Origin of the sequence: Novosphingobium profundi, from assembly GCF_020524485.1 — a bacterium.
Classification (GTDB): Bacteria; Pseudomonadota; Alphaproteobacteria; order Sphingomonadales; family Sphingomonadaceae; genus Novosphingobium; species Novosphingobium profundi_A.
Window position 1 is genome coordinate 68,863 of the sequence record NZ_JAIVLF010000006.1, and the last position, 20,430, is coordinate 89,292.

Consider the following 20,430-nt stretch of genomic DNA (forward strand, 5'->3'; position numbering starts at 1 on the left):
GCTCGATCAGGACGCGGGGCGGGCCGGGTCGGAGGCCGGCACGGGTTGGGGCTCGGAGCTGGCTTGCGGCGTCGCTGCGGACGGCGCAGGAGCCTCGCCAGAGGACGTGGACGCCGGTTCGGGGGCGGGCAGCGCCTCAGGCTCTGCCGGGGCGTCACCCTCGACGTTGTTCGCCTTCTCGGCGTCGGTCTTGGCCTTGCGCGGCGCTTCCATCTCCTCGGCGGTCGGCAGCTTGGGGGCCGCCTTCATGATCGCCTCGTTCTGTTCGCGCCACTTCTGCTCCATCTCCTCGAGCTCGGCTTCGCGCACCATCGCATCGATCCCGGCGCGGAAATGCCCCGTGACCTTGCGCAACTTGCCGATCCAGCGGCCCGCCGTGCGCATCGCCAGGGGCATGTCCTTGGGCCCGATGACGACGACCGCCACGATGACGACCATCAGGAGTTCCGTGGCTCCGATATCCAGCATAGCCGTATCCGGCCGTCAGGCTCAGGCCTGGTCGCTCTTGGTGGTTTCGCTCGCGCTGGGCGCGGGGTCGGCCGAGGTGATCTGCGCGGGCTTGGTGTCCGACTTGGCGGGCTTGGCCTCGTCCTCGTCCTCGTTCATGCCCTGCTTGAAGCTCTTAATGCCCTTGCCGAAGTCACCCATGATTTCGGAGACCTTGCCGCGACCGAACAGCACGAGCACGATCACCAGGACAATCAGCCAGTGCCAGATCGAGAAGCTACCCATTATCCCAACTCCAAAAATACGTGCGACCGATTCCGGCCCTTCACGGGTCATCTAGGCGTTTTCCAACTAAGTTGAAAGCCTGTCATCGTTTAGACCCGGTTCGGTCGCAGGACGGTCACCTTCTTGGGTTTCCGCTGAAATTCCGGGTCGCAATGCGTCCTCTACCATAGCATCATCGACCGCTTCGAGCAGCCCCGCTGCACGTAATTCGTCAAGTCCGGGCAATTCCTTGCGCGAAGACAGCCCGAAATGCGCCAGGAATGCGTCGGTCGTGGCGTAGATCACGGGCCGGCCGGGAACCTCGCGGCGCCCCGCCGTGCGCACCCAGCCCGCCTCAATCAGCACGTCGAGCGTCCCCTTGGCGGTCTGCACGCCGCGGATCGCCTCGATCTCGGCGCGGCTGACGGGCTCGTGATAGGCCACGATGGCCAGGACCTCGGTTGCCGCGCGCGAGAGGCGGCGCACCTCCTCCTTCTCGCGGCGCAGGAGGTGGGCCAGGTCGGGTGCGGTCTCGAAGTGCCAGTGGCGCCCCCGCTCGACAAGCTGGATGCCACGCCCCTGGTAGTGCGCCTGGAGTGCCTTGAGCGCCGGACGCACCTCGCCATCGCCCAGATGCCGCGAGATCTGCTCGGCCGTCATCGGCGCCTCGGCCGCGAACAGCGTCGCCTCGACCGCGCGTTCCATATCATCGGGTACAGGGGTATCCGGCGCGCTCATGTCGGCAGCGCCCGCACTTGGAGCGGCCCGAAGACGCTCTCCTGCACCAGTTCGACCTTGCCCGCCTTGGCAAGTTCCAGCGCGGCGACGAAGCTGGAGGCGAGCGCGGACTTGCGCAGCTGTGGATCGGCCCAGTCCTCCTTGGAAGGGGGCACGAATTCGCGCAGCTCCATCCAGTCGAGGGCGACGCCCACCATTGCCGAGACCCGCGCAATCGCGCTGTCGAGGCTCATCACCATGCGCTCGCGCACGTGATGGACGGCGGGCTGGGCACGCAGCTTCACATCGCCATAGGCGCGCACGAGGTCGAGCCAGGAACACTGCCAGGCGTTGCGCTTCTCCACCCGCAGCCCCTCGGGCGCACCGCGCGGGAAAACGTCGCGCCCCAACCGGTCGCGCCCCATCAGCCGGGCCGCCGCCTCGCGCATGGCACCCAGGCGCTGGAGACGCAGTTGCAGGCGCATCGCCAGCTCCTCGGGGCTGGGATCGGGCTGTTCCTCCTTGGGGAGCAGCAACGAGGACTTGAGATAGGCCAGCCAGGCCGCCATCACGAGGTAGTCCGCCGCGATCTCGAGGCGCATCTCGCCCGCCGTGTCGATGTAGTCGAGATAGGCATCGACGAGTTCGAGGATGGAAATGCGGCGCAGATCCACCTTCTGGCGCCGCGCGAGATCGAGCAGGAGGTCGAGCGGCCCTTCCCAGCCCTCGATCTCAATGTAGAGCGCCTGGCGGCGCTGCTCGGCGGGCGAGACCGCATCCCACACCGCTTCCGCTTCGCCCAGCGCGATGCCGGGATCACGCCCGACCGGATCACGCCCGACCGAATCACGGGGGCCCGGCTCGCGGGGCACGCCGCGCGAAGGCGAAGGTTCGCCGTCCCCGGCCACGCCTCAGGCGACGCCCTGCGCCAGCAGCGCCTCGCGCCGGGCGATGAGCGCGGCGTGATCGCCGGTGCCCGCGCCTTCGGGGCAGGAGGCCATGGCCCGCTCCAGTCGCGCGCAGGCTTCGGGCGTGATCGTGGGCAGCACCTTCGCGATCCCCACCATGTCGTCCATCTTTGCCCAGCAGTTGAGCGCAATGTCGCAGCCCGCCGCAATGGCGCGCGCCGCGCGTTCGGGCACTGAGCCCGAAAGCGCCTCCATGTCGAGATCGTCGGTCAGGAGCAGCCCGTCGAAGCCGATGCGCCCGCGGATGATCTCCTGCACCACGAAGGGCGAGAGCGTGCCCGGATTGTCCGCGTCCCAGGCGGTGTAGCGCACGTGCGCGGTCATCCCGATGGGCGCGTGCGCCAGCGTACGGAAAGGCCGCAGGTCAACCTCCAACTCCTCCGCGCTGGCAGTAACAGTGGGCAGTTCCTTGTGGCTGTCGGCCATGGCGCGTCCGTGGCCGGGAATGTGCTTGATACAGCCCACCACGCCCGCGCGGGCCAGGCCGTCGAGCGTTGCACGGCCGAGCGCGGCCACGCGCATCGGATCATGGCCGAAGGCGCGGTCACCGATGACATCGTGCGCGCCTGTCTGGCGCACATCGAGCGAGGGGTGGCAATCGACCGTGATGCCCGCTTGCGCCAGATCGAGTCCAAGCGCCTCGCCGTTGGCGCGCGCCGCCTCGATGGCGGTGGCGGGGGCATGGTCGTAAAGGCGGTCGAACACCTCGCCCGGCGGATAGGCGGGCCAGACCGGCGGCTTCATGCGCGCCACGCGCCCGCCTTCCTGGTCGATGCAGATGAAAAGGTCGTCGCGGCCATGCAGATCGCGCAGCGCATCGGTCAGCGCGCGCAGCTGGGCGCGGTCGGCGACATTGCGCCCGAAGAGAATGTAGCCGGCCGGATCGGCGTCGCGGAAGAAGGCGGCTTCATCCGCCGTGAGGACGTGCCCCGAAAGGCCGAAAATCGCAGGAACCATGCCGATTTATCGCCCAATCCGCGCAGGCAGGCAAGCACGCCCGATGCACGATGTGTGGACGAGCGCGGGACGGGTACGCCGCACCCGCCCGCCGTGATGTTCCGCTCAGTTCTTGACCTGGCAGGCGAGCCCTGCGCCGCGCATGTCTGCGCACAGCGCCTTGGCCGCCTTGAGATCGCCCGGAAGTGCCTGGAGGCGATAGACCGTACCGATATCGGCCTGGCCCTGCACCACGCGGTGGCTCATCTCCCCAAAAGGCGCGTACTGGCCCTTCAGCGTCTGCCAGCCCTTCTCCGCGCCCTCGCGCGAGGTGTAGGCGCCGACCTGGACACCCACGCCGCTGGGCGCCGCGGGCTCCTCCGCCTTGGCGGTAGGCGAGGGCTTGGGCTGAGGCGCGGCGGCACTGGGTTCGTCCTCCTCCAGACCATCGAAGCCGGGCTCGGGAAGTTCCTCCTCGGCAATCTGGGGCGTGCGCGACTGGCCTTCGGCCACCGCGAAGCTGGTGTCGCCGGTACCGCTCACGACTTCGCCGCCGGGGTTCTCGGGACGGGTCTTGTAGGGTTCCTCAGGCGCCTCGATCACGCCGCCATCGGCGACGAGTTCGTCATCCGAGCGCCCGGCCAGCGCCCACAGAATGCCGCCACCCAGAAGGGCAATGGCGACGAGCGCGGCCAGCAGCAGGATCGTGGTCTGGCCCATCCCGCCGCGTTCGTCCTCGTAGTCCTCATCATCGCCTTCGAGCCAGGGCAGGCGCATCTCGCCATCGCCCAGATCCAGTTCGTCGGCACTTTCGGAGGCGGCGGGAGCGGCCGTGCCGAAACTCGCCGCGACGCCCGCAGCCGGGGCAGCGCCGGGCATGGGAAAGGGATCGTGCTCGGCACCGAAGGGATCGGGCCCGAAAGGGTCGGGCTCGGCACCAGGTGCCTGGGGATCGGTGCCCAGGCCATTGGCGGAGGTCCAGGCCCCACCGGTACCTGCACCCGGCCCCGCGCCCGATCCATTTGCCGCGGACATGCCGTCCTCAGTCCTGTCCGAAGCCCCGTGCGTCATAAATCACATTTCCTCCACGGCCTCGACGCCCAGAAGCGCCAAGCCGTTGCGAATGATCTGCCCCACCTGCACGGCCAGGAACAGCCGCGCGGATGTAAGGTTAACGTCCGATGCGTTAACAATCCGCTTTTCCGGACTATCGTTACCCAGGTTATAATACCCATGGAACGCGGCGGCCAGATCGTGGAGGTAGAACGCCACGCGGTGCGGTTCGCGCGCGATGGCGGCCGCCTCGATCACGCGCGGGAACTGCGCGAGCAGCTTGGCCAGCTCCAGATCGTCCTCGCCCAGAAGGGCGACATGTTCAGCCGAAGCGACCGTGTCGAGGTCGGCCTTGGCCTTGCGCAGGATCGACTGGATACGCGCGTGGGCGTACTGGACGTAGAAGACCGGGTTGTCCTTGCTCGTCTCCACCACCTTGGCGAAGTCGAAGTCCATCTGCGCGTCAGGCTTGCGCGTGAGCATGGTGAAGCGCACCACGTCCTTGCCCACTTCCTCGACCATGTCGGCGATAGTGATGAAGTTGCCCGAACGCTTGGACATCTTGACCGGCTCGCCGTCGCGCAGGAGCTGAACCATCTGCACCAGCTTGATCTCGAAGGGAGTCGCCTCGCCTTGCGCCCCCGTCATCGCCTTGACCGCAGCCTTGATCCGCTTGACCGTCCCGGCGTGGTCCGCGCCCCAGATGTCGACGAGCGCATCGGCACTCTGCGCCTTCTGGAAGTGATAGGCGAGGTCGGCGCCGAAGTAGGTCCAGGTCCCGTCCGACTTCTTGATCGGGCGATCCTGATCGTCGCCGAACTGGGTCGACTTGAACAGCGGCAGCTCGACCGGCTCCCAGTCCTCGGGCGTCTTGCCCTTGGGCGCTTCGAGGACGCCGTCATAGACCAGGCCACGTTCGCGCAGCCACGCTTCGGCCTCGGCGGGCTTGCCGCTGGCCTGCAGCTCGGCTTCCGAGCTGAACACATCGTGGCGGATACCCAGCTGGGCAAGGTCCGCGCGGATCATGTCCATCATCGCGGCGACCGCCTTCACGCGGAACAGGGCCAGCCATTCCGATTCGGGCGCCTCGGCGTACTGGTCGCCGAACTCTTCGGCGAGCTTCGCGCCCACCGGCTTCAGGTAGTCCCCCGGGTAGAGCCCTTCGGGGATCACCGCCTCGCCCAGGCCAAGCGCCTCGCGGTAGCGGATGTGCGCCGAGCGCGCGAGGACCTGCACCTGCGCGCCCGCGTCGTTGACGTAGTATTCCTTGATGACCTTGTGGCCCGCGTATTCGAGCAGGGTCGCCAGCGCATCGCCGACTACCGCGCCGCGGCAGTGGCCCATGTGCATCGGGCCGGTCGGGTTGGCCGAGACGTATTCGACGTTGACCGTGCTGCCCCCGCCCAGGGTCGAGCGGCCGTAGTCCGCGCCAAGCGATGCGATCGCGCCCAGCTCGTCGATCCACGCGGCAGGTGCCAGGCGCAGGTTGATGAAGCCCGGACCCGCGATCTCGGCAGAGGTCACCGCATCGAGCTTCGAAAGTTCAGCGACGAGCGCCTCGGCAAGGTCGCGCGGCTTCATCTTGGCAGGCTTGGCCAGGACCATCGCCGCGTTCGTCGCCAGGTCCCCGTGGGAGGGATCGCGCGGCGGCTCGACCGTGATCGCGCTTCGCTTCAGTTCGCCCGGCAGGGTTCCTGCGGCTTCCAGCGCGTCGAGCGCGGTCGAAAGGTGGCCAGCGAAGGCGGCGTAAAGGGTCTGGATCGTGGTCATGATGGCGCGCGGATAGCCCAAGTTTGCGAAAAGGGGAACAGGCCGTAGCGCCCGGGCGCGCGCCGCGAAGCGGTCCCCCACGAAAAAAGGCAGGCATCCCGGAGGACACCTGCCTTTTCCCTGTCTCCCGACCCGCCGGAATCAGAGGGGCAAAGGCGGGAGGAGACAGCCGGGAGACGCAGCGGCCTCCCGGTCCATGCGGCCCTGCAGGGCCACATCAGCGCATCACGGCACTAAGCCATCACGGATTGCCGGTTGCGGCCGACTGGATGCGCTGCATGAGGGTCGTGTCGCTGCGCGAGGCGACCGCGATCTGGTTAAACTTCTCAGGAGACAGGCCCGAGCTCTGGACGGCGCCCGCCATCTTGGTCTGCTTCTCCTCGGCCGAGGCCGCGGTGTCCTTCTGAATGTTCTGGATGCTGACCGCGGCGGTGGCGAACTGCTTCACCTCTTGGTCGCTGAAATCCGCGCTCGAGGCTGATGCGCCGGGCGCCTGCTGGGGGGCAGATTGCGGAGCGCTCTGGGCCTGGACGGCACCGCCGGTTGCGACGGCGCCAAGGGCTGCGGTGCCCGCAAGGGCAAGCTTCATGCGGTTCATGTCGTTCTCCGATCGTTTTCGTCACGTTCGAGCCTCAATTTCGGCACGCGAGACCTCGATGCAAGCGCGCACCTGACGCCGCGTGGCTCTCCCGAGACAAAGCGAAGCCATTGACAAACAGGCAACAAATTGCGCTGTCAGGCCGTTCTTCAGCCGCGACGAAAGCCAGAAGGACAGGACCTTTCAAGGGGCCATCGCCCCTTGCCCCCAGAATCGGCAAGCTCGCCTTTTGCAGCAACCATGACGTGCGCAACGTGCGCTAGACAGTTCGGTAAGCCCGAGGGCGATGGCCCTCGGAACTGTCCTTCGGATTGGCTAAAGCGTCCATTCCCGGCGCGAGTCGCGCTCCATCCAGAGCCCTGCCCCAATGATCGTACGCAACACCCCCAGCTTCCGCGATGTGCTGATCGCCACACGCGGCTCGATCCTGCCGCAGATCCTGCGCCCGCTTCTCGTCGTGCTGGCGGCCTCGCTGATTGCCGTTCTGATCGGACAGGCCGCGCCGTCCTGGCTGGCCCCGCTCCACGCGATGCCCTTCACCCTGATCGGCCTCTCGCTCTCGATCTTCATGAGCTTTCGCAACACGGTGTGCTACAACCGCTGGTGGGAAGGCCGCCAGCTATGGGGGCGCCTCATCAACGCCACGCGCAGCTTCGCGCGCCAGACCGCGACGCTGGAGCGCGCGCAGGCTGCCCCGCTGCTCGAGACGCTCGCGGGTTTCACCGCCGGACTTGCCGCGCGCCTTCGCGAGGAGGACGAAGTCGCCGCCATTGCCCGCCACGCCGCGCGCGACGCGGACTGGACAAGCGCACCCAATCCCACCGACGCGGTCCTGCGCGCGGTCGGCATGGGCTGCCGCGCGCTGGCGGATGCACGCGTGATCGATGCGATCCACTACTCGGTGCTGGAAACCCAGCTCAGCGAAATGGCCTCGGTCCAGGGCGGGTGCGAGCGGATCAAGGCGACGCCGGTGCCCTTCTCCTATTCGCTGCTGCTCCACCGCACGGCCTATGCCTTCTGCCTGCTGCTGCCCTTCGCGCTGGTCCCGCAGTTGGGCTGGTGGGCGCCCTTCCCCGCCTTCCTTGTCGCCTACGCCTTCTTTGGCCTCGATGCGCTGGGCGACCAGCTCAGCGATCCCTTCGGCCGCGACGAGAACGACCTGCCGCTTGCCGCCATGGTCCGCACCATCGAACGCGATCTGCTCCACACCGCAGGCCACCGCGAACTGCCCCCTGTCCTCGAACCGGACGGCTACGTGCTGAACTGAAGCGCGCCGCTCCCGGCACCTCTCCCTCTTCAAAACCCGCGCAAAGGCGTGTAACGGCGCGCCATGTCCAATTCTGCGCCCACCCCTGCGAATCCGAAGACCTACCGGGTCAAGAGCTTTGGCTGCCAGATGAACGTCTACGACGGCGATCGCATGGCCGAACTCCTGGCCGAGCAGGGGATTACCCCCGCGCCCGAGGGCGAGGATGCCGACCTCGTCGTCCTCAACACCTGCCACATCCGTGAAAAGGCAGCCGAAAAGGTCTATTCGGACATTGGCCGCCTGCGCCGCGAGGATGGCTCCTCACCGCTGATCGCGGTGGCAGGCTGCGTCGCGCAGGCCGAGGGCGAAGAGATCATGGCGCGCGCACCGGCCGTGAAGATGGTTGTCGGCCCGCAGGCCTACCATCGCCTCCCCGACATGGTGAAGGCGGCCTCGCAAGGCCAGCGCATGACCGACACGGACATGCCCGCCGAGACCAAATTCGACGCGCTGCCCAAGCGCCGCCGCTCCGGGCCCACCGCGTTCCTCACCGTGCAGGAAGGCTGCGACAAGTTCTGCACCTATTGCGTGGTGCCCTATACCCGCGGCGCGGAAATCTCCCGCCCGCACGCCGACCTGATCGAAGAGGCCAAACGCCTCGTCGAGGCCGGCGCGCGCGAGATCACGCTCCTGGGCCAGAACGTCAACGCCTGGACCGGCGAGAACGCGAAGGGGCAGAGCGTCGGGCTCGACGGCCTCATCCGCGAGCTGGCCGAAATCCCCGATCTGGCCCGCATCCGCTACACCACCAGCCACCCCAACGACATGACGCCCGGCCTGATCGAGGCCCACGGCGATGTCGCCAAGCTCATGCCCTTCCTGCACCTTCCCGTGCAGTCGGGCAGCGACCGCGTGCTGAAAGCGATGAACCGCGCACACCAGGTCGAGAAGTACCTCTCCATCCTGGAAGAGGTGCGCAAGGCACGCCCCGACATCGCGCTCTCGGGCGACTTCATCGTCGGCTTCCCCGGCGAGACCGACGCCGAGTTCGAGGAGACGCTCAAGCTGGTCGATACGGTCGGCTATGCCCAGTGCTTCAGCTTCAAGTACTCGCCGCGCCCGGGCACTCCGGCCGCGACGATGGGCGATCAGGTCCCCATGCCCGTCATGGACGAGCGCCTGAGGCGCCTGCAGACAGCGCTCAACCGCGACCAGTACGCCTTCAACACCGCCTCTGTCGGCAAGACCTGCGAAGTCCTCGTCGAGCGGCGCGGCAAGCATCCCGGACAGTGGCTGGGCAAGTCGCCCTGGCTGCAATCGGTCCACTTCACGGGCGATGTCGCCGTGGGCGATGTCGTCACCGTCGAGCTGGTCGAAGCCGGGCCCAACTCGATCGCGGGCGCGCTGAAGGTCCCCGCCTCGGCCTGACCCTGCAACGATGACCGCCATGCCGAGGGGCGCCGAGGCGCGCCAGCCGCTCGTGCTTGTCCCGGGCCTGTCGTGCGACGAGACCTTGTGGGCCGCGCAAGTCGAAGGGCTTGCCGACATCGCCGCCCCCATGATCGGCGACACGCTGCACGACGACACCCTGCCCGCCATGGCGCGCCGCATCCTTGCCGCGGCCCCGCCGCGCTTCGCGCTCGCGGGCTTTTCCATGGGGGGCTACGTGGCGATGGAAATCTGGCGCCAGGCCCCCGAGCGGGTCAGCCGGATCGCCTTTCTGGACACCAGCGCGGGCGCCGACGATGCCGACGCGGCGCGGCTGCGCCAGGCCGCGATCACCACGGCGCGCAAGCGCAGTCTGGAGGCAGTGCTGCGCGGCAGCCTGCGGCGGCTCGTCCATCCCGATGCCGAGCGCACCACCGCCGAAGCGGTCGTGGCCATGGCGCTCGGCGTCGGACTGGAGACGTACGCCAACCAGCAGCGCGCGATCATGGCCCGCCCCGATTCGCACGCCGACCTTGCCCGGATCAATGTTCCTGCGCTGGTGCTGGCGGGCGCGCAGGACAAGCTCACACCGCCTCAGCGCGCCCGCGACATTGCCGCCCACACACCCGGTGCGCGGCTCGAACTCGTGGAGCAGTGCGGCCACATGGCGCCGATGGAACAGGGCGCGGCGGTCACCGTGCACCTGCGCGACTGGCTCGCCGCCTGACGCGCCCGGCTCTGGCCCCGCCTCAGGGCCCCGATTCAGGGCTGCGCGTCAGCGTCCTCGGGCGGATTGAGATCGTCGGGCGTGATGAGCACGGTGCCCATGCCTGCCGCCTCGTCGATCCCGGCGCTCGTCGGGTTGGAGGCGTAGCGCTCTCCGTCGAAAGGCACGCGGCGGATACCCGCGGCCATGCCCCCGCCGGAAACCGAAACGGCAAGGTCGCGCCAGCCGTTGGTCGTGCTGTCCAGCACGCCGACAGGCAGCTGCACGACCGATAGATCGCCCACGATCCGGAAGCTGTCGCCCTCGGGCTTGAGCACGAGCAGATTGCACCCACCCGTCCCGCACATCATCGCCCCGCTGGCGTAGGCGAGCACTTCCTCGGTGCCATCGCCATCGAGGTCCATTTTCGCGCTATTGACGTGCACCACGCCCAGATCGCCGCCCAGTTCTTCCTCGACATAGTTCTGCACGAAGGCCTCGGGATCCGCGACGAGCGTGTCGGACGCCCCCGCACTGGCCGTCGCGCTCGGCTCCCCAGCCGGCGGCGCATCGCCCTTGCAGCCCGCGAGTGCCAGCGCGAGCGCGAGCGCAGCTACGGGAACACCCTTGCGCGCAAGACCGAGACGAGCCGACGGGGCGGCAGGCGAAGCCACGAGAGATTGGTTCATGGTACGCAGGCTATCGGCCCTGTGCGCCCCGGGCAAGCACACCTGCGCGGAGCAGGCCCCAACTCACCGCAAAGGCGCATCTTTTCGAGGGGAGAAGGGAGGTATCATTTCAAGGGGCCATCGCTCCTTGACCCCGAAATGGGCAGCCTCACCATTCTCAGCCGCGGTAGCGCGTGGAAGGTGAGCTCGACAGTTTGGGGAGCCCGAGGGCGATGGCCCTGGGATATCTCTCTTCTGACTATCTCTCCCTCTCCCTTCCGCAGCCCCCAAATACAAAGCGGCCCCGGTGCTTGCGCACCGGGGCCGCCGTAGGGGACTCGTTGGAGAGGGAAACTTACCAGAAGAAGCCGTTGTAGACGGTGAGAACACGTCCATTGCGGACGTTCACCAGAACCACGTCGTTGTTGTAACGCACCCAGCGCGCACCGGCGCGAGGCGCGGGCAGGCGATAGCGGGCGTAGTCGTTCACCCAGTAACGGCTACCGTAATAGGCAGGCTGGAAACGGTGCCCCACCGCGACCGGGCGGTAACGATAGCCCGAGGGTCCGCGATAGGCCGAGCGGTGGTAGACGTTGCGGTGGCCGCGGCGGTAGTCGCGCCAGTCCTGCCGGGCCTCGCGGCTCGCGCTGCGCACGTCGCGGCGGGCCTCGCGGACATCGCGGCGGTCGCCATGGCGCTCGGCCTGGCGCAGGTCACGGCGCGCCTCGCGCACGGCGCGCTGACTTTCGCGCGCCTCGCGGTAGCTCTGGGCCGAGGCCATCGTCGGCACCGCCAGGGTGGGAACGGCAACGCTGGCGGCAAGGGCCATCAGGATGAACTTACGCATGAAAAAACTCCTTCAACATGCAGCCGGGGTGGCGGTCTGGGCATTCAGGTTTGAACTACCTTAGATGAACGAAGAGAGAGTGGGCCGTACAGCCAGCGCTCAGCAGTGTCGCAGCGCTGCGACAGGTCCCGAGAAACCCGCACAAATGCGTGGGATCGGCCGCCAGATCGGGGCAGCAACCATCTGAAAATAATTTCAGGATCCGATAGATTGCGCGGCCTCAGCGATGCTCGGAGAGGACTTTGAGAGCTGATTCTTTTCCACTGCCAACGCCCCTGCGATCCACGCCCCTCTTGCAAGCGGGCGCGCACAGGGCCATCTTTCGCCTTGGAAGCAAACCATCCTCATCAGAAAGGAACGCATGGCCCGTAAAGCAGCCCGCGCCGACAACGATACGGTGCACCTGAGGCCCGACACCCACCGTCGCGCCCGTGTCGAAGTGGAATTCGACGAACCCACGCTGCTGGGGGCCTTGTTCGGACAGTTCGATTCCAATCTCGTGCAGGTGGAGAACCGCCTCGGCGTCTACATCGCCGCGCGCGGCAACAAGATCCAGATCGAGGGGCCCGAAGACGCTGTCGCCCGCGCGCGCGAAACGGTGACGGGCATGTACCGGCAGCTTGAACAGGGTCACCAGGAGCTCGATTCAGGCGCGATCGAGGCGCTCATCTCGATGTCGGCCGAACCCACACTCGATGGCATCATCACCGGCGATGCGGACAACGGCGGCAAGGGCCCGCCGATCATGATCCGCACCCGGCGCAAGACCATCGTGCCGCGCTCGACCACCCAGATCGAATACATGCGCGCGCTGTCGAAGTCGGACGTGATCTTCGCGCTCGGCCCCGCGGGCACGGGCAAGACCTACCTTGCGGTCGCCCAGGCCGTCTCGCAGCTGATGACCGGCTCGGTCCAGCGCCTGATCCTCTCGCGCCCTGCGGTCGAGGCGGGCGAGAAGCTGGGCTTCCTGCCCGGCGACATGAAGGACAAGGTCGATCCCTACCTGCGCCCGCTCTACGACGCGCTCTATGACTGCATGCCGCCCGAACAGGTGGAACGGCGCCTCGCCAGCGGCGAGATCGAGATCGCGCCGATCGCCTTCATGCGCGGGCGCACGCTGGCCGATGCCTTCGTCATCCTCGACGAGGCGCAGAACACCACGCGTGAGCAGATGAAAATGTTCCTCACCCGCTTCGGCCAGAACAGCCGCATGGTGGTGTGTGGCGACCCCAAGCAGGTCGACATCCCCGGCGGCGACCGCATGTCGGGCCTCGCCGATGCCGTGACCAAGCTCGAAGGCGTGGACGGCATCGCCGTTACCCGCTTCTCGGCCGCCGACGTCGTGCGCCACCCCATCGTGGGCCGCATCGTCGAAGCCTATGAGGGACCGCTTTCGCAGTACGACGAGAGCTGAGCAAAGCAGGAAGACACGAGTTCAAGGGGTCATCACCCCTTGACCCCAGAATGGGCGACCTCACCATCCTCGGCCAACGCGGCGCGACAGGGGTGAGCCAGACCATTCCGGGAGCCCGAGGGCGATGGCCCTCGGAACATCTCTTCCTTACTCCCTGCCAGGCGCCCTTGCAGTTTGCGCACAGACCTTTCGGCCTGCACGATTGCCTTGCGTTTCGTGACTTTGGTGTGACGCGCGACATGCAATATCGATTGCAAAAAGGGCCGATTTCCCGCTTTTCCCCGCTCGACCCGGACGCTTCGGAGCGCTAAGGGGCGGCGATGGAACTCGAGATCGACATCGAAGCCCCCTGGCCCGGCGACACCGATTGGGTGGATCTGGCCGAACGGGCGCTCGAGGCGCTCGTCCAGGTGGCTCCCGAACTGGGCCACGAACGGCTGCTTACCAGCGTTCTGTTCACCTCGGATTCGCAGGTGCACACGCTCAACCGCGAGTGGCGCGCCAAGGACAAGCCCACCAACGTTCTTTCCTTCCCCATGCTGGAACGTGTCGAACTGTTGAATTTACAGCAAGACGGCCCGCCCGAAATGCTGGGTGACATCGCCCTCGCCGCGGAGACCTGCGCGCGCGAAGCAAGCGAGAAAAATGTTTCTATTCAGGAGCATGCAACACACCTCCTGATCCACGGCCTGCTCCACCTGGCGGGCCTCGACCATGAGATTTCCGACGCCGATGCCGAGGCCATGGAGGCGCTCGAAACAAAGGCACTTGCGATTCTTGCCATTGCCGACCCATATGGGGACCGCAACTAACCTTCGAGGGATACCCAATCACGATGGCCGAAAATGGCCGCCACACCGACCCAGGAGACGGGGACAGTACCGGCACGCTCTGGCGTGCATTCCGCAAACTGTTCCAGGGGGACGCCGACCAGTCGCTGCGCGCGCAGCTGGAAGACGTCATCAACAACCATGAGGGCGAGACCGACGCAAACGGGGCGCCCAGCGGCGACCTGTCGCCGCTCGAGCGCCAGATGCTGCGCAACCTCCTCCACTTTTCCGAGCACGATGCCGACGACATCGCGATCCCGCGCGGCGAGATCGTGGCGATTGCCGCTTCCGCCAGCTTCGACGAAGTGGTCGAGGCCTTCGCCGAGCACGGCCATTCGCGCCTGCCGGTCTATGGCGAATCGCTCGATGACGTGAAGGGCATGATCCACATCAAGGACGTGTTCCCGATCCTCGCGCGCGGGGAACCCGCCCCGGCCGACTGGACAAGCCTGCTGCGCCGGCCGCTGTTCGTGCCCCAGGCGCGCGGCGCGCTCGACGTCCTGGCCGACATGCGCGCCCAGCGCGTGCACCTCGCCGTCGTCATCGACGAGTACACCGGCACCGACGGCATCATCACCATCGAGGACCTCGTCGAGGAAATCGTCGGCGATATCGAGGACGAGCACGACGAGGCCGCCGAAGAGTGGCTGGTGCCGCTCGAGAATGGGGTCTGGGACGCGGATTCGCGCGCCGAACTCGAGGACGTTGCCGAGCGCATCGACCCGCGCCTTGCCGAGATCGAGGAAGCCGTGGATACTCTGGGCGGCCTGGCTTTCGTCCTCGCCGAGCAGGTCCCCCAGGTCGGCACGATCCTGGAGCACGACAGCGGCTGGCGCATAGAAATTACCGACGGCAACGAGCGGCACGTCACGAGGCTTCGCCTCCACCCGCCTCTCGAAGAGCCCGTCCGAGAGGAAGACTGAGAGTACCCATGCACACCGTCGCACTCCCGCGCGCGGTGAACCGAAGCGAAAAGACCAGAGACATTGCCCGTACGTCGACTTCCCCCACTGCGCGCGCTTGAAGCGTTCGTCCGCGTCGTCCGCCTAGGTTCCGCCAAGGCCGCCGCGAACGAGCTCGCGCTCAGTCCGTCCGCCCTCTCCCGCCGTGTCGCCGCTCTCGAGGACTTCACCGGCAAGCGTTTGTTCACCCGTCAGCACCAGGCGATGAAGCTGACCGACGAAGGCCAGGCCTTCTACAACGTCGTCGGCCCCAAGCTTGAAGAGCTGGCCGAGGCGGTGGAATCGCAGATCGACCGCGGCCAGGTGCTGCGCCTGCACCTGGGCGTGCCTTCGCTGTTCGGTGGTCAGCGCCTGTTCCCGCGCCTGCCCGAGCTGCGCAAGCTGCACCCGCGCCTGCACATCGACATCGACACCGGCACGCACCTCGAAGCGCGCGTGGGCGACACGCTCGATGCCGCCGTGATCCTGGCCAAGGAACCCGACCCGGCCTTCTACCGCGTCCAGCTCGACCACAACAAGGTCTACGGCATCGTCTCGCGCGAGATGGCGAACGACCTGGGACCGCGCCCGGACAAGGACAAGCTCTCCAAGCAGACCTTCCTGATCCACCAGGACCTGCCCGACAGCCTCGATGCCTGGAAGAAGGCGATCGGCCTGCCCGATCTGGAGCCTGCTTCGGTCGACAAGTTCGATTCCGGACAGCTCGTCCTCGAAGCCGCCGCGCAGGGACTGGGCATCGCGATCATGCACGATGACCACTTCCGCCGCTCGAACGACGGCCGCCTCGCGCGCCTCTACGACATCGATGTGGAAAGCCCCTACCGCTACTGGTTCGTGTGCCGCCCCAAGGCGCTCGAAACGCGGCCCGTGCGCATGTTCCACGAGTGGCTGCAGCAGGCCGGCCTCTAGAACGTCCGGGCCACGGCCCGAACACCGCAAGCCCCCCTTACGTCCGTCAGGCCGGATCAGCGCGATCCGGCCCGTCGGTCTATCCCTCGCCGGAAGCACCCGCCCTGCCCAGCGCCACCAGGGCCGGGGCAAGCAGGAACCCGGTGACAAAGCCGCCCAGATGGGCCTCCCAGGCCAGGCCCGAGGCGGCCCCGAAAAGCACCGGCACCCCGCCCAGCGCGCAGACCGCCCAGAACTGGGTCCGCGCCATGGCCAGTACCTCGCGCCCCATCGCCACCGAGCAGACCTCGCCCACGCCCGCACGCATCGCCTTGTGCCGGGCGAGGAAGCCGATCAGTCCGAACACCACGCCCGAGGCGCCGAGCAGGCCCTCAGCCCCGGCGCGGTGGAGCGCAAGATAGGCCAGCCCCCCGGCCAGCCCGCTTGCCTCGAAGAGCAGGCCCAGGCGCAGCCAGGCGCACAGCCCTCCGCCCAGCCGATGCACCGCCAGCGCGGCGAGCGGCACGAAGGCGAACGCCGTGATCGCCAGGTGCAGCGCGGACGCATGGGCGAACATGTGCATCTGCAGCGTGGCGAGGTGCCCCCCTGCGATCGCCTCGTGCGAGACCCGCCAGGCCAGCATGTGGTCGGTGTCGAACAGGCGCACGACGAAGACGTAGACCATGAAGCCGAGCAGCGCCCAGCTGGGCGCATAGTCCTGCCAGGCAATCACGGGGCCAGAGCGCTCCTCCCGCCCGGTCCCGCACTCCTCTGCGCGTATGTGCACCGCCACCCGTTCGCTGCTCATCACACCCTCCATCAAGGCACGATGGTATCAAGCGATTCGCCGCAGGGGTGTGTTCTGGATCACGCCCATGAAAAAAGGGCGCTCCCTCAAGAGGAAGCGCCCTTTTTCAGCGTATCCGCGCGCCCGCAAGGGGACACGGATGCGGCCCGCAATCTTACGAGAGCGCGGCCTTCACGATCTTGCCCGGCTCGCGCGGCGGCTCGCCCTTGGGCAGCGCATCGACGTGGTCCATGCCTTCGACCACTTCACCCCAGACGGTGTACTGCTTGTCGAGGAAGCGCGCATCGTCGAAGCAGATGAAGAACTGGCTGTTGGCCGAGTGCGGGTAGCTGGTGCGGGCCATCGAGCACACGCCGCGCACGTGCGGCTCGGCGCTGAATTCGGCCTGCAAGTCGGGCTTGTCCGAACCGCCCATGCCGGTGCCGTTGGGGCAGCCGCCCTGCGCCATGAAGCCGGGGATCACGCGGTGGAAGAGGATACCGTCGTAGAAACCTTCCGAGGTCAGTTCCTTGATGCGCTCAACGTGGCCGGGGGCCAGGTCGGGGCGCAGCTTGATCTTGACGTCACCGCCTTCGCCGTTGCCGGTGTCGAGCGTGAAGGTGAGAAATTCATCAGCCATCGAAAACTCCTGTCGCCGCGCGGATGCGGGCCGTTAGGTGTGCTGGCAGGCCGCGCGGGGGCGGGCGCCATGTGAACCGGCCCCCGATATAGGCGATGGTGCGCCATTGTCACGTTCCGCGCAGCCGGCGTGCACGAAATTCATCCATGCCGGGGGGAACTGTTGCAATTGCGAAATTGCCGCGTAGACCCGCCCCATGAGCGATACGGATCTCAAGGACGAACGCATCGAGGACGCGGATCTGCGCGACCAGAGCCTTGATGCGTCCGAATTTCCCGAGGATCCGGACGGTGAGCCCGAAGCCGAGAGCGAAAGCCTCGACGAGGACAACCGCCTCAAGGCCGACTATGTCCGCGCGGTCAAGGACGCCTTGTGGGAGGAAGACTTCGACCGCGTCTACGAACTGGTCGAACCGCTCCACCCCGCCGATATCGCCGACCTGTTCGAGCTGGTCGATGCCGACGAGCGCCCGGTGTTGGCGCGCTCGATCCGCGACCTCATGGGCGTGGAGGTCATCGCCGAGCTGAACGACTGGGTGCGCGAGCTCCTCGTCGAGACGCTGCCCGCCGAAGTCGTCGCGGGCTTTGCAGGCGAGCTCGACACCGACGATGCCGTCGCGATGCTGGAGGACCTCGACGAGGACAACCAGCGCGCGGTCCTGGCCGAGATGGAGCCGGAAGACCGCGCGGCCATCGAATCGGCGCTGTCCTACCCCGACGAATCCGCCGGGCGCATGATGAGCCGCGAGTTCGTGGCCGTGCCCGAGACGATGACCGTGGGCGACCTCATCGATTTCCTGCGCGAACACCGCGAACTGCCGACCGAGTTCTGGGAAGTGTTCATCGTCGATCCGATGCACCGCCCGATCGGCACCTGCGTCCTGTCCTGGATCCTGCGCTGCCCGCGCAACATCCCGCTCTACGACGTGATGAAGCGCGAGCAGACGCTGATCCCGGTCGACATGGACCAGGAAGAGGTCGCGCTGCGCTTCCAGAAGTACGCGCTGATCTCGGCCGCGGTGGTCGACACCTCGGGCCGCCTGATCGGCCAGATCACGGTCGACGACGTGGTCCACATCATCTCCGAGGAAGCGGGCGAGGACGCCCTGCTCCTCTCCGGTGCAGGCGATGGCGACATCAACGAGCCGATCCGCGATGCCTGGTCGGGGCGCGTGCGCTGGCTGATCGCGAACCTGCTCACCGCAACGCTCGCCTCGGCGGTCATCGCCATGTTCGAGGACACCATCGCCGCCATGGTCGCGCTCGCCACGCTCATGCCGATCGTGGCGGGGCTGGGCGGCAACGCGGGCACGCAGACGCTGGCCGTCACCGTGCGCGCGCTCGCGATGAACCAGCTCACCCCCAGTAACGCCTGGCGCGCGGTCCGGCGCGAGATGACCATCGCGCTCCTGAATGGCGGCACCGTTGCCGTCATCATCGGCATCGCGGTCTCGCTGATCTTCGGCAACCCGATGCTGGGCGGGGTGATTGCCGCGGCCATGATGACCAACATCGTGATCGCGGGAATGGCGGGTGTGCTGATCCCGCTCGCGCTCGAACGCCTCAACGCCGACCCGGCGATCTCGTCCTCGGTCTTCGTGACGATGACGACCGATTCGATGGGCTTCCTCGTCTTCCTGGGCCTTGCCACGATGTCCGGGCTGGTCGGCTGAGCGCGCGCGCAAGAACCGTGTTGGCGTTCGCGCCCATCCTCCCTATCTAGCCTGTCATGCCGCTGCACATGACGAAGATTGCCTTTGCCGCCCAGAGCCCCGCCGATCTGCGCGCCTGGCTGGAAAGCCACGCGCCCTTCGGCGAGGCGCGCCTCACCACCCGCTACGTGCCCAAGCGGCAGGAGGAGATGGTGGGCGGATCGCTCTACTGGATCTTCGAGCACGCGCTCATCGGACGCTCCCCGATCCTGGGCTTCGAACAGCGCGAGAGCGACGGGCGCTGGGACATCCGCCTCGAACCCCGGCTGATCCCGGTCGTCACCAAGCCCAAGCGCGCCCACCAGGGCTGGCGCTACCTCAAGGACGAGGACGCCCCGCGCGACCTCACCGATGGCGAGGACAGCGGCGACATCATGCCCCCCAAGCTGGCGCGCGAACTGATGAAGCTGGGGCTGGTCTAAAGACGTCAGAAGGATGATTCCGAGGGCCATTGCCCTCGGGCTCCCCAAACTGGCGACCTCACCTTTCCCGCGCCGCCCTGGCTAAGAATGGTGAGGTCGCCAGTTCTGGGGTCAAGGGGCGATGGCCCCTTGAAAAAAGACTTGCTTCTATTGTCTTTCCTAAAGCTTCACATCTTTCCCGATCATTCCACCGGCCCGCGATCCAGCCACCACTTGAGCAGGACATAGGCCACGGCGCTCTGCGAAGGCGCATCGAAGGCGAGGCCCGCCTCGCCCCGCTCGGTCTTGGCGGCGACGGCTTCCTCGACTTCGGCGCGGGTGAACCAGCGCACGTCGTCGAGTTCGGTCTCGTCCATGGTGATGGCATCGTCCTCGGCCACCGCGTGGCAGGCGATCATCAGCGAGGAGGGAAATGGCCAGGGCTGGCTGGCGATGTAGGTCACGTCATGGACGCGCACGCCCGCTTCCTCGAAAACCTCGCGCGCGACCGCCTCTTCCACCGTCTCGCCCGGTTCCACGAACCCGGCAAGCGCGGAGTAGCGCCCTTCGGGAAAGCGCGGCTGGCGGCCCAGCAGCAGCCGGTCCTCATGCTCGACCGACATGATCGTGACCGGATCGACGCGCGGAAAATGAGGCACGCCGCAGGCCGAAGAGGTACAGGTGCGCTGCCAACCGCCCTTGTCGAGCACGGTTTCGCTGCCGCACTGCGCGCAGAAGCGGTGCCGCGCGTGCCAGCCGACAAGCGCGCGGGCGCCGCCGTAGATCGCCAGTTCCTCATGCGAAAGCACCGCCATTGCGCTCCAGCTGGCGGGCCCTGCATGCGGGGTCTCGCCCGGCTGGACGACAGGGACAGGCGCAAAACAGGCGCGGCGGCCCGCGCCTTCGCCGTCGAGGCCCAGGAACACCAGTTCGGCCTCGGGCGACACGGCATCAAGACCGCCCCAGCGCAGCGTGTCGTGCGAGGTCAGCAGCGGGTCGAGCCCGTCGAGCAGCAGCACCCGCGCGCCGGGACCACGCAGCTGCGCCAGCGCCTCGGGGTTGGTGCGGATGTGATCGGCTCGGTCGAGCGGCGATCCGGCGTAGGAAATCGGCGCGATCGGGACGGTGGCGGGGCGGGCGGGCATG

General features: G+C 67.3%; 22 protein-coding genes. 9 read left to right on the forward strand and 13 right to left on the reverse strand.

Annotated features, from left to right (window positions below; all coding sequences use genetic code 11):
* Positions 1–6 precede the first annotated feature (6 nt).
* The 8 genes from tatB to LC060_RS16785 all read right to left on the reverse strand — a co-directional run bounded on the left by tatB (position 7) and on the right by LC060_RS16785 (position 6,753).
* Complete coding sequence (tatB, locus tag LC060_RS16750; protein WP_226637634.1) at positions 7–468, reverse strand: Sec-independent protein translocase protein TatB; 462 nt, start codon at positions 466–468, stop codon at positions 7–9.
* A gap of 21 nt (positions 469–489) precedes the next feature.
* Positions 490–732, reverse strand: a complete 243-nt coding sequence (locus LC060_RS16755) for a twin-arginine translocase TatA/TatE family subunit (RefSeq protein ID WP_226637637.1) — start codon at positions 730–732, stop codon at positions 490–492.
* A 66-nt stretch (positions 733–798) separates the two neighbouring features.
* On the reverse strand, positions 799–1,449 hold the full coding sequence (gene scpB / locus LC060_RS16760) for an SMC-Scp complex subunit ScpB (protein ID WP_226637639.1): 651 nt from the start codon (positions 1,447–1,449) through the stop codon (positions 799–801).
* On the reverse strand, positions 1,446–2,231 hold the full coding sequence (locus LC060_RS16765; protein ID WP_226638230.1) for a segregation and condensation protein A: 786 nt from the start codon (positions 2,229–2,231) through the stop codon (positions 1,446–1,448). The genes scpB and LC060_RS16765 overlap by 4 nt, the downstream gene beginning before the upstream one ends.
* Positions 2,232–2,339: 108 nt before the next feature.
* Positions 2,340–3,353, reverse strand: a complete 1,014-nt coding sequence (nagZ, locus tag LC060_RS16770; RefSeq protein ID WP_226637641.1) for a beta-N-acetylhexosaminidase — start codon at positions 3,351–3,353, stop codon at positions 2,340–2,342.
* Positions 3,354–3,458: 105 nt separating this feature from the next.
* Positions 3,459–4,367 (reverse strand): SPOR domain-containing protein, encoded by a 909-nt coding sequence (locus tag LC060_RS16775; protein WP_226637643.1) that lies wholly within the window; start codon positions 4,365–4,367, stop codon positions 3,459–3,461.
* A gap of 39 nt (positions 4,368–4,406) precedes the next feature.
* Positions 4,407–6,155, reverse strand: a complete 1,749-nt coding sequence (argS, locus tag LC060_RS16780) for an arginine--tRNA ligase (protein WP_226637645.1) — start codon at positions 6,153–6,155, stop codon at positions 4,407–4,409.
* Positions 6,156–6,396: 241 nt separating this feature from the next.
* Entirely contained in the window at positions 6,397–6,753 is a 357-nt protein-coding gene (locus tag LC060_RS16785) for a DUF4168 domain-containing protein (protein WP_226637646.1), read from the reverse strand.
* A 367-nt stretch (positions 6,754–7,120) separates the two neighbouring features.
* Here LC060_RS16785 and LC060_RS16790 point away from each other — a divergent pair, with 367 nt between their 5' ends.
* The 3 genes from LC060_RS16790 (at position 7,121) to LC060_RS16800 (ending at position 10,157) form a co-directional block, all read left to right on the forward strand.
* Positions 7,121–8,020, forward strand: a complete 900-nt coding sequence (locus tag LC060_RS16790) for a bestrophin family protein (protein ID WP_226637648.1) — start codon at positions 7,121–7,123, stop codon at positions 8,018–8,020.
* Positions 8,021–8,083: 63 nt separating this feature from the next.
* Entirely contained in the window at positions 8,084–9,430 is a 1,347-nt protein-coding gene (gene miaB / locus LC060_RS16795) for a tRNA (N6-isopentenyl adenosine(37)-C2)-methylthiotransferase MiaB (RefSeq protein WP_226637650.1), read from the forward strand.
* A 19-nt stretch (positions 9,431–9,449) separates the two neighbouring features.
* Positions 9,450–10,157: an alpha/beta fold hydrolase gene (locus LC060_RS16800; RefSeq protein WP_226637652.1), complete on the forward strand. Its 708-nt coding sequence runs from the start codon at positions 9,450–9,452 to the stop codon at positions 10,155–10,157.
* Between the two features lie 35 nt (positions 10,158–10,192).
* Here the strand turns inward: LC060_RS16800 and LC060_RS16805 are convergent, their stop codons facing one another.
* Together LC060_RS16805 and LC060_RS16810 are read right to left on the reverse strand one after the other, a co-directional pair.
* Positions 10,193–10,825, reverse strand: coding sequence for a hypothetical protein (locus tag LC060_RS16805; protein WP_226637654.1), 633 nt, complete (start codon positions 10,823–10,825; stop codon positions 10,193–10,195).
* Between the two features lie 334 nt (positions 10,826–11,159).
* Positions 11,160–11,651 carry an RcnB family protein gene (locus LC060_RS16810; RefSeq protein ID WP_226637655.1) on the reverse strand — a complete coding sequence of 164 codons (492 nt, stop codon included), beginning with the start codon at positions 11,649–11,651 and terminating at the stop codon, positions 11,160–11,162.
* Between the two features lie 361 nt (positions 11,652–12,012).
* On the opposite strand from LC060_RS16810, the gene LC060_RS16815 reads away from it, so the two are divergent.
* From LC060_RS16815 to LC060_RS16830, 4 genes are all read left to right on the forward strand, one after another.
* Complete coding sequence (locus LC060_RS16815; RefSeq protein ID WP_226637657.1) at positions 12,013–13,065, forward strand: PhoH family protein; 1,053 nt, start codon at positions 12,013–12,015, stop codon at positions 13,063–13,065.
* 320 nt (positions 13,066–13,385) lie between these two features.
* Positions 13,386–13,877 (forward strand): rRNA maturation RNase YbeY, encoded by a 492-nt coding sequence (ybeY, locus tag LC060_RS16820; protein WP_039390360.1) that lies wholly within the window; start codon positions 13,386–13,388, stop codon positions 13,875–13,877.
* A 23-nt stretch (positions 13,878–13,900) separates the two neighbouring features.
* The gene (locus LC060_RS16825; RefSeq protein WP_148627708.1) at positions 13,901–14,818 is read left to right on the forward strand and encodes a hemolysin family protein; all 918 of its coding nucleotides are present in this window, start codon (positions 13,901–13,903) and stop codon (positions 14,816–14,818) included.
* A gap of 63 nt (positions 14,819–14,881) precedes the next feature.
* On the forward strand, positions 14,882–15,766 hold the full coding sequence (locus LC060_RS16830) for a LysR substrate-binding domain-containing protein (RefSeq protein WP_052322151.1): 885 nt from the start codon (positions 14,882–14,884) through the stop codon (positions 15,764–15,766).
* Positions 15,767–15,845: 79 nt separating this feature from the next.
* On the opposite strand, the gene LC060_RS16835 is transcribed toward LC060_RS16830, so the two are convergent.
* Both LC060_RS16835 and LC060_RS16840 read right to left on the reverse strand, forming a co-directional pair.
* Entirely contained in the window at positions 15,846–16,553 is a 708-nt protein-coding gene (locus LC060_RS16835; RefSeq protein WP_226637659.1) for a rhomboid family intramembrane serine protease, read from the reverse strand.
* A gap of 154 nt (positions 16,554–16,707) precedes the next feature.
* The gene (locus tag LC060_RS16840; protein WP_039390356.1) at positions 16,708–17,172 is read right to left on the reverse strand and encodes a peptidylprolyl isomerase; all 465 of its coding nucleotides are present in this window, start codon (positions 17,170–17,172) and stop codon (positions 16,708–16,710) included.
* Positions 17,173–17,368: 196 nt separating this feature from the next.
* On the opposite strand from LC060_RS16840, the gene mgtE reads away from it, so the two are divergent.
* Positions 17,369–18,844 carry a magnesium transporter gene (gene mgtE, locus LC060_RS16845; RefSeq protein ID WP_226637661.1) on the forward strand — a complete coding sequence of 492 codons (1,476 nt, stop codon included), beginning with the start codon at positions 17,369–17,371 and terminating at the stop codon, positions 18,842–18,844.
* 56 nt (positions 18,845–18,900) lie between these two features.
* Positions 18,901–19,305 (forward strand): DUF1489 family protein, encoded by a 405-nt coding sequence (locus LC060_RS16850; protein WP_226637664.1) that lies wholly within the window; start codon positions 18,901–18,903, stop codon positions 19,303–19,305.
* A gap of 182 nt (positions 19,306–19,487) precedes the next feature.
* Here LC060_RS16850 and nudC read toward each other — a convergent pair whose 3' ends face one another.
* The gene (gene nudC / locus LC060_RS16855; RefSeq protein WP_226637665.1) at positions 19,488–20,429 is read right to left on the reverse strand and encodes an NAD(+) diphosphatase; all 942 of its coding nucleotides are present in this window, start codon (positions 20,427–20,429) and stop codon (positions 19,488–19,490) included.
* Position 20,430: the final 1 nt, after the last annotated feature.

Excerpts from the sequence above, each read along its gene's own strand:
- tatB (WP_226637634.1), bottom strand. The coding sequence starts at position 468 with ATGCTGGATATCGGAGCCACGGAACTCCTGATGGTCGTCATCGTGGCG.
- LC060_RS16755 (WP_226637637.1), bottom strand. The coding sequence starts at position 732 with ATGGGTAGCTTCTCGATCTGGCACTGGCTGATTGTCCTGGTGATCGTG.
- scpB (WP_226637639.1), bottom strand. The coding sequence starts at position 1,449 with ATGAGCGCGCCGGATACCCCTGTACCCGATGATATGGAACGCGCGGTC.
- nagZ (WP_226637641.1), bottom strand. The coding sequence starts at position 3,353 with ATGGTTCCTGCGATTTTCGGCCTTTCGGGGCACGTCCTCACGGCGGAT.
- LC060_RS16775 (WP_226637643.1), bottom strand. The coding sequence starts at position 4,367 with ATGTCCGCGGCAAATGGATCGGGCGCGGGGCCGGGTGCAGGTACCGGT.
- argS (WP_226637645.1), bottom strand. The coding sequence starts at position 6,155 with ATGACCACGATCCAGACCCTTTACGCCGCCTTCGCTGGCCACCTTTCG.
- LC060_RS16785 (WP_226637646.1), bottom strand. The coding sequence starts at position 6,753 with ATGAACCGCATGAAGCTTGCCCTTGCGGGCACCGCAGCCCTTGGCGCC.
- LC060_RS16790 (WP_226637648.1), top strand. The coding sequence starts at position 7,121 with ATGATCGTACGCAACACCCCCAGCTTCCGCGATGTGCTGATCGCCACA.
- miaB (WP_226637650.1), top strand. The coding sequence starts at position 8,084 with ATGTCCAATTCTGCGCCCACCCCTGCGAATCCGAAGACCTACCGGGTC.
- LC060_RS16800 (WP_226637652.1), top strand. The coding sequence starts at position 9,450 with ATGCCGAGGGGCGCCGAGGCGCGCCAGCCGCTCGTGCTTGTCCCGGGC.
- LC060_RS16805 (WP_226637654.1), bottom strand. The coding sequence starts at position 10,825 with ATGAACCAATCTCTCGTGGCTTCGCCTGCCGCCCCGTCGGCTCGTCTC.
- LC060_RS16810 (WP_226637655.1), bottom strand. The coding sequence starts at position 11,651 with ATGCGTAAGTTCATCCTGATGGCCCTTGCCGCCAGCGTTGCCGTTCCC.
- LC060_RS16815 (WP_226637657.1), top strand. The coding sequence starts at position 12,013 with ATGGCCCGTAAAGCAGCCCGCGCCGACAACGATACGGTGCACCTGAGG.
- ybeY (WP_039390360.1), top strand. The coding sequence starts at position 13,386 with ATGGAACTCGAGATCGACATCGAAGCCCCCTGGCCCGGCGACACCGAT.
- LC060_RS16825 (WP_148627708.1), top strand. The coding sequence starts at position 13,901 with ATGGCCGAAAATGGCCGCCACACCGACCCAGGAGACGGGGACAGTACC.
- LC060_RS16835 (WP_226637659.1), bottom strand. The coding sequence starts at position 16,553 with ATGAGCAGCGAACGGGTGGCGGTGCACATACGCGCAGAGGAGTGCGGG.
- LC060_RS16840 (WP_039390356.1), bottom strand. The coding sequence starts at position 17,172 with ATGGCTGATGAATTTCTCACCTTCACGCTCGACACCGGCAACGGCGAA.
- mgtE (WP_226637661.1), top strand. The coding sequence starts at position 17,369 with ATGAGCGATACGGATCTCAAGGACGAACGCATCGAGGACGCGGATCTG.
- LC060_RS16850 (WP_226637664.1), top strand. The coding sequence starts at position 18,901 with ATGCCGCTGCACATGACGAAGATTGCCTTTGCCGCCCAGAGCCCCGCC.
- nudC (WP_226637665.1), bottom strand. The coding sequence starts at position 20,429 with ATGCCCGCCCGCCCCGCCACCGTCCCGATCGCGCCGATTTCCTACGCC.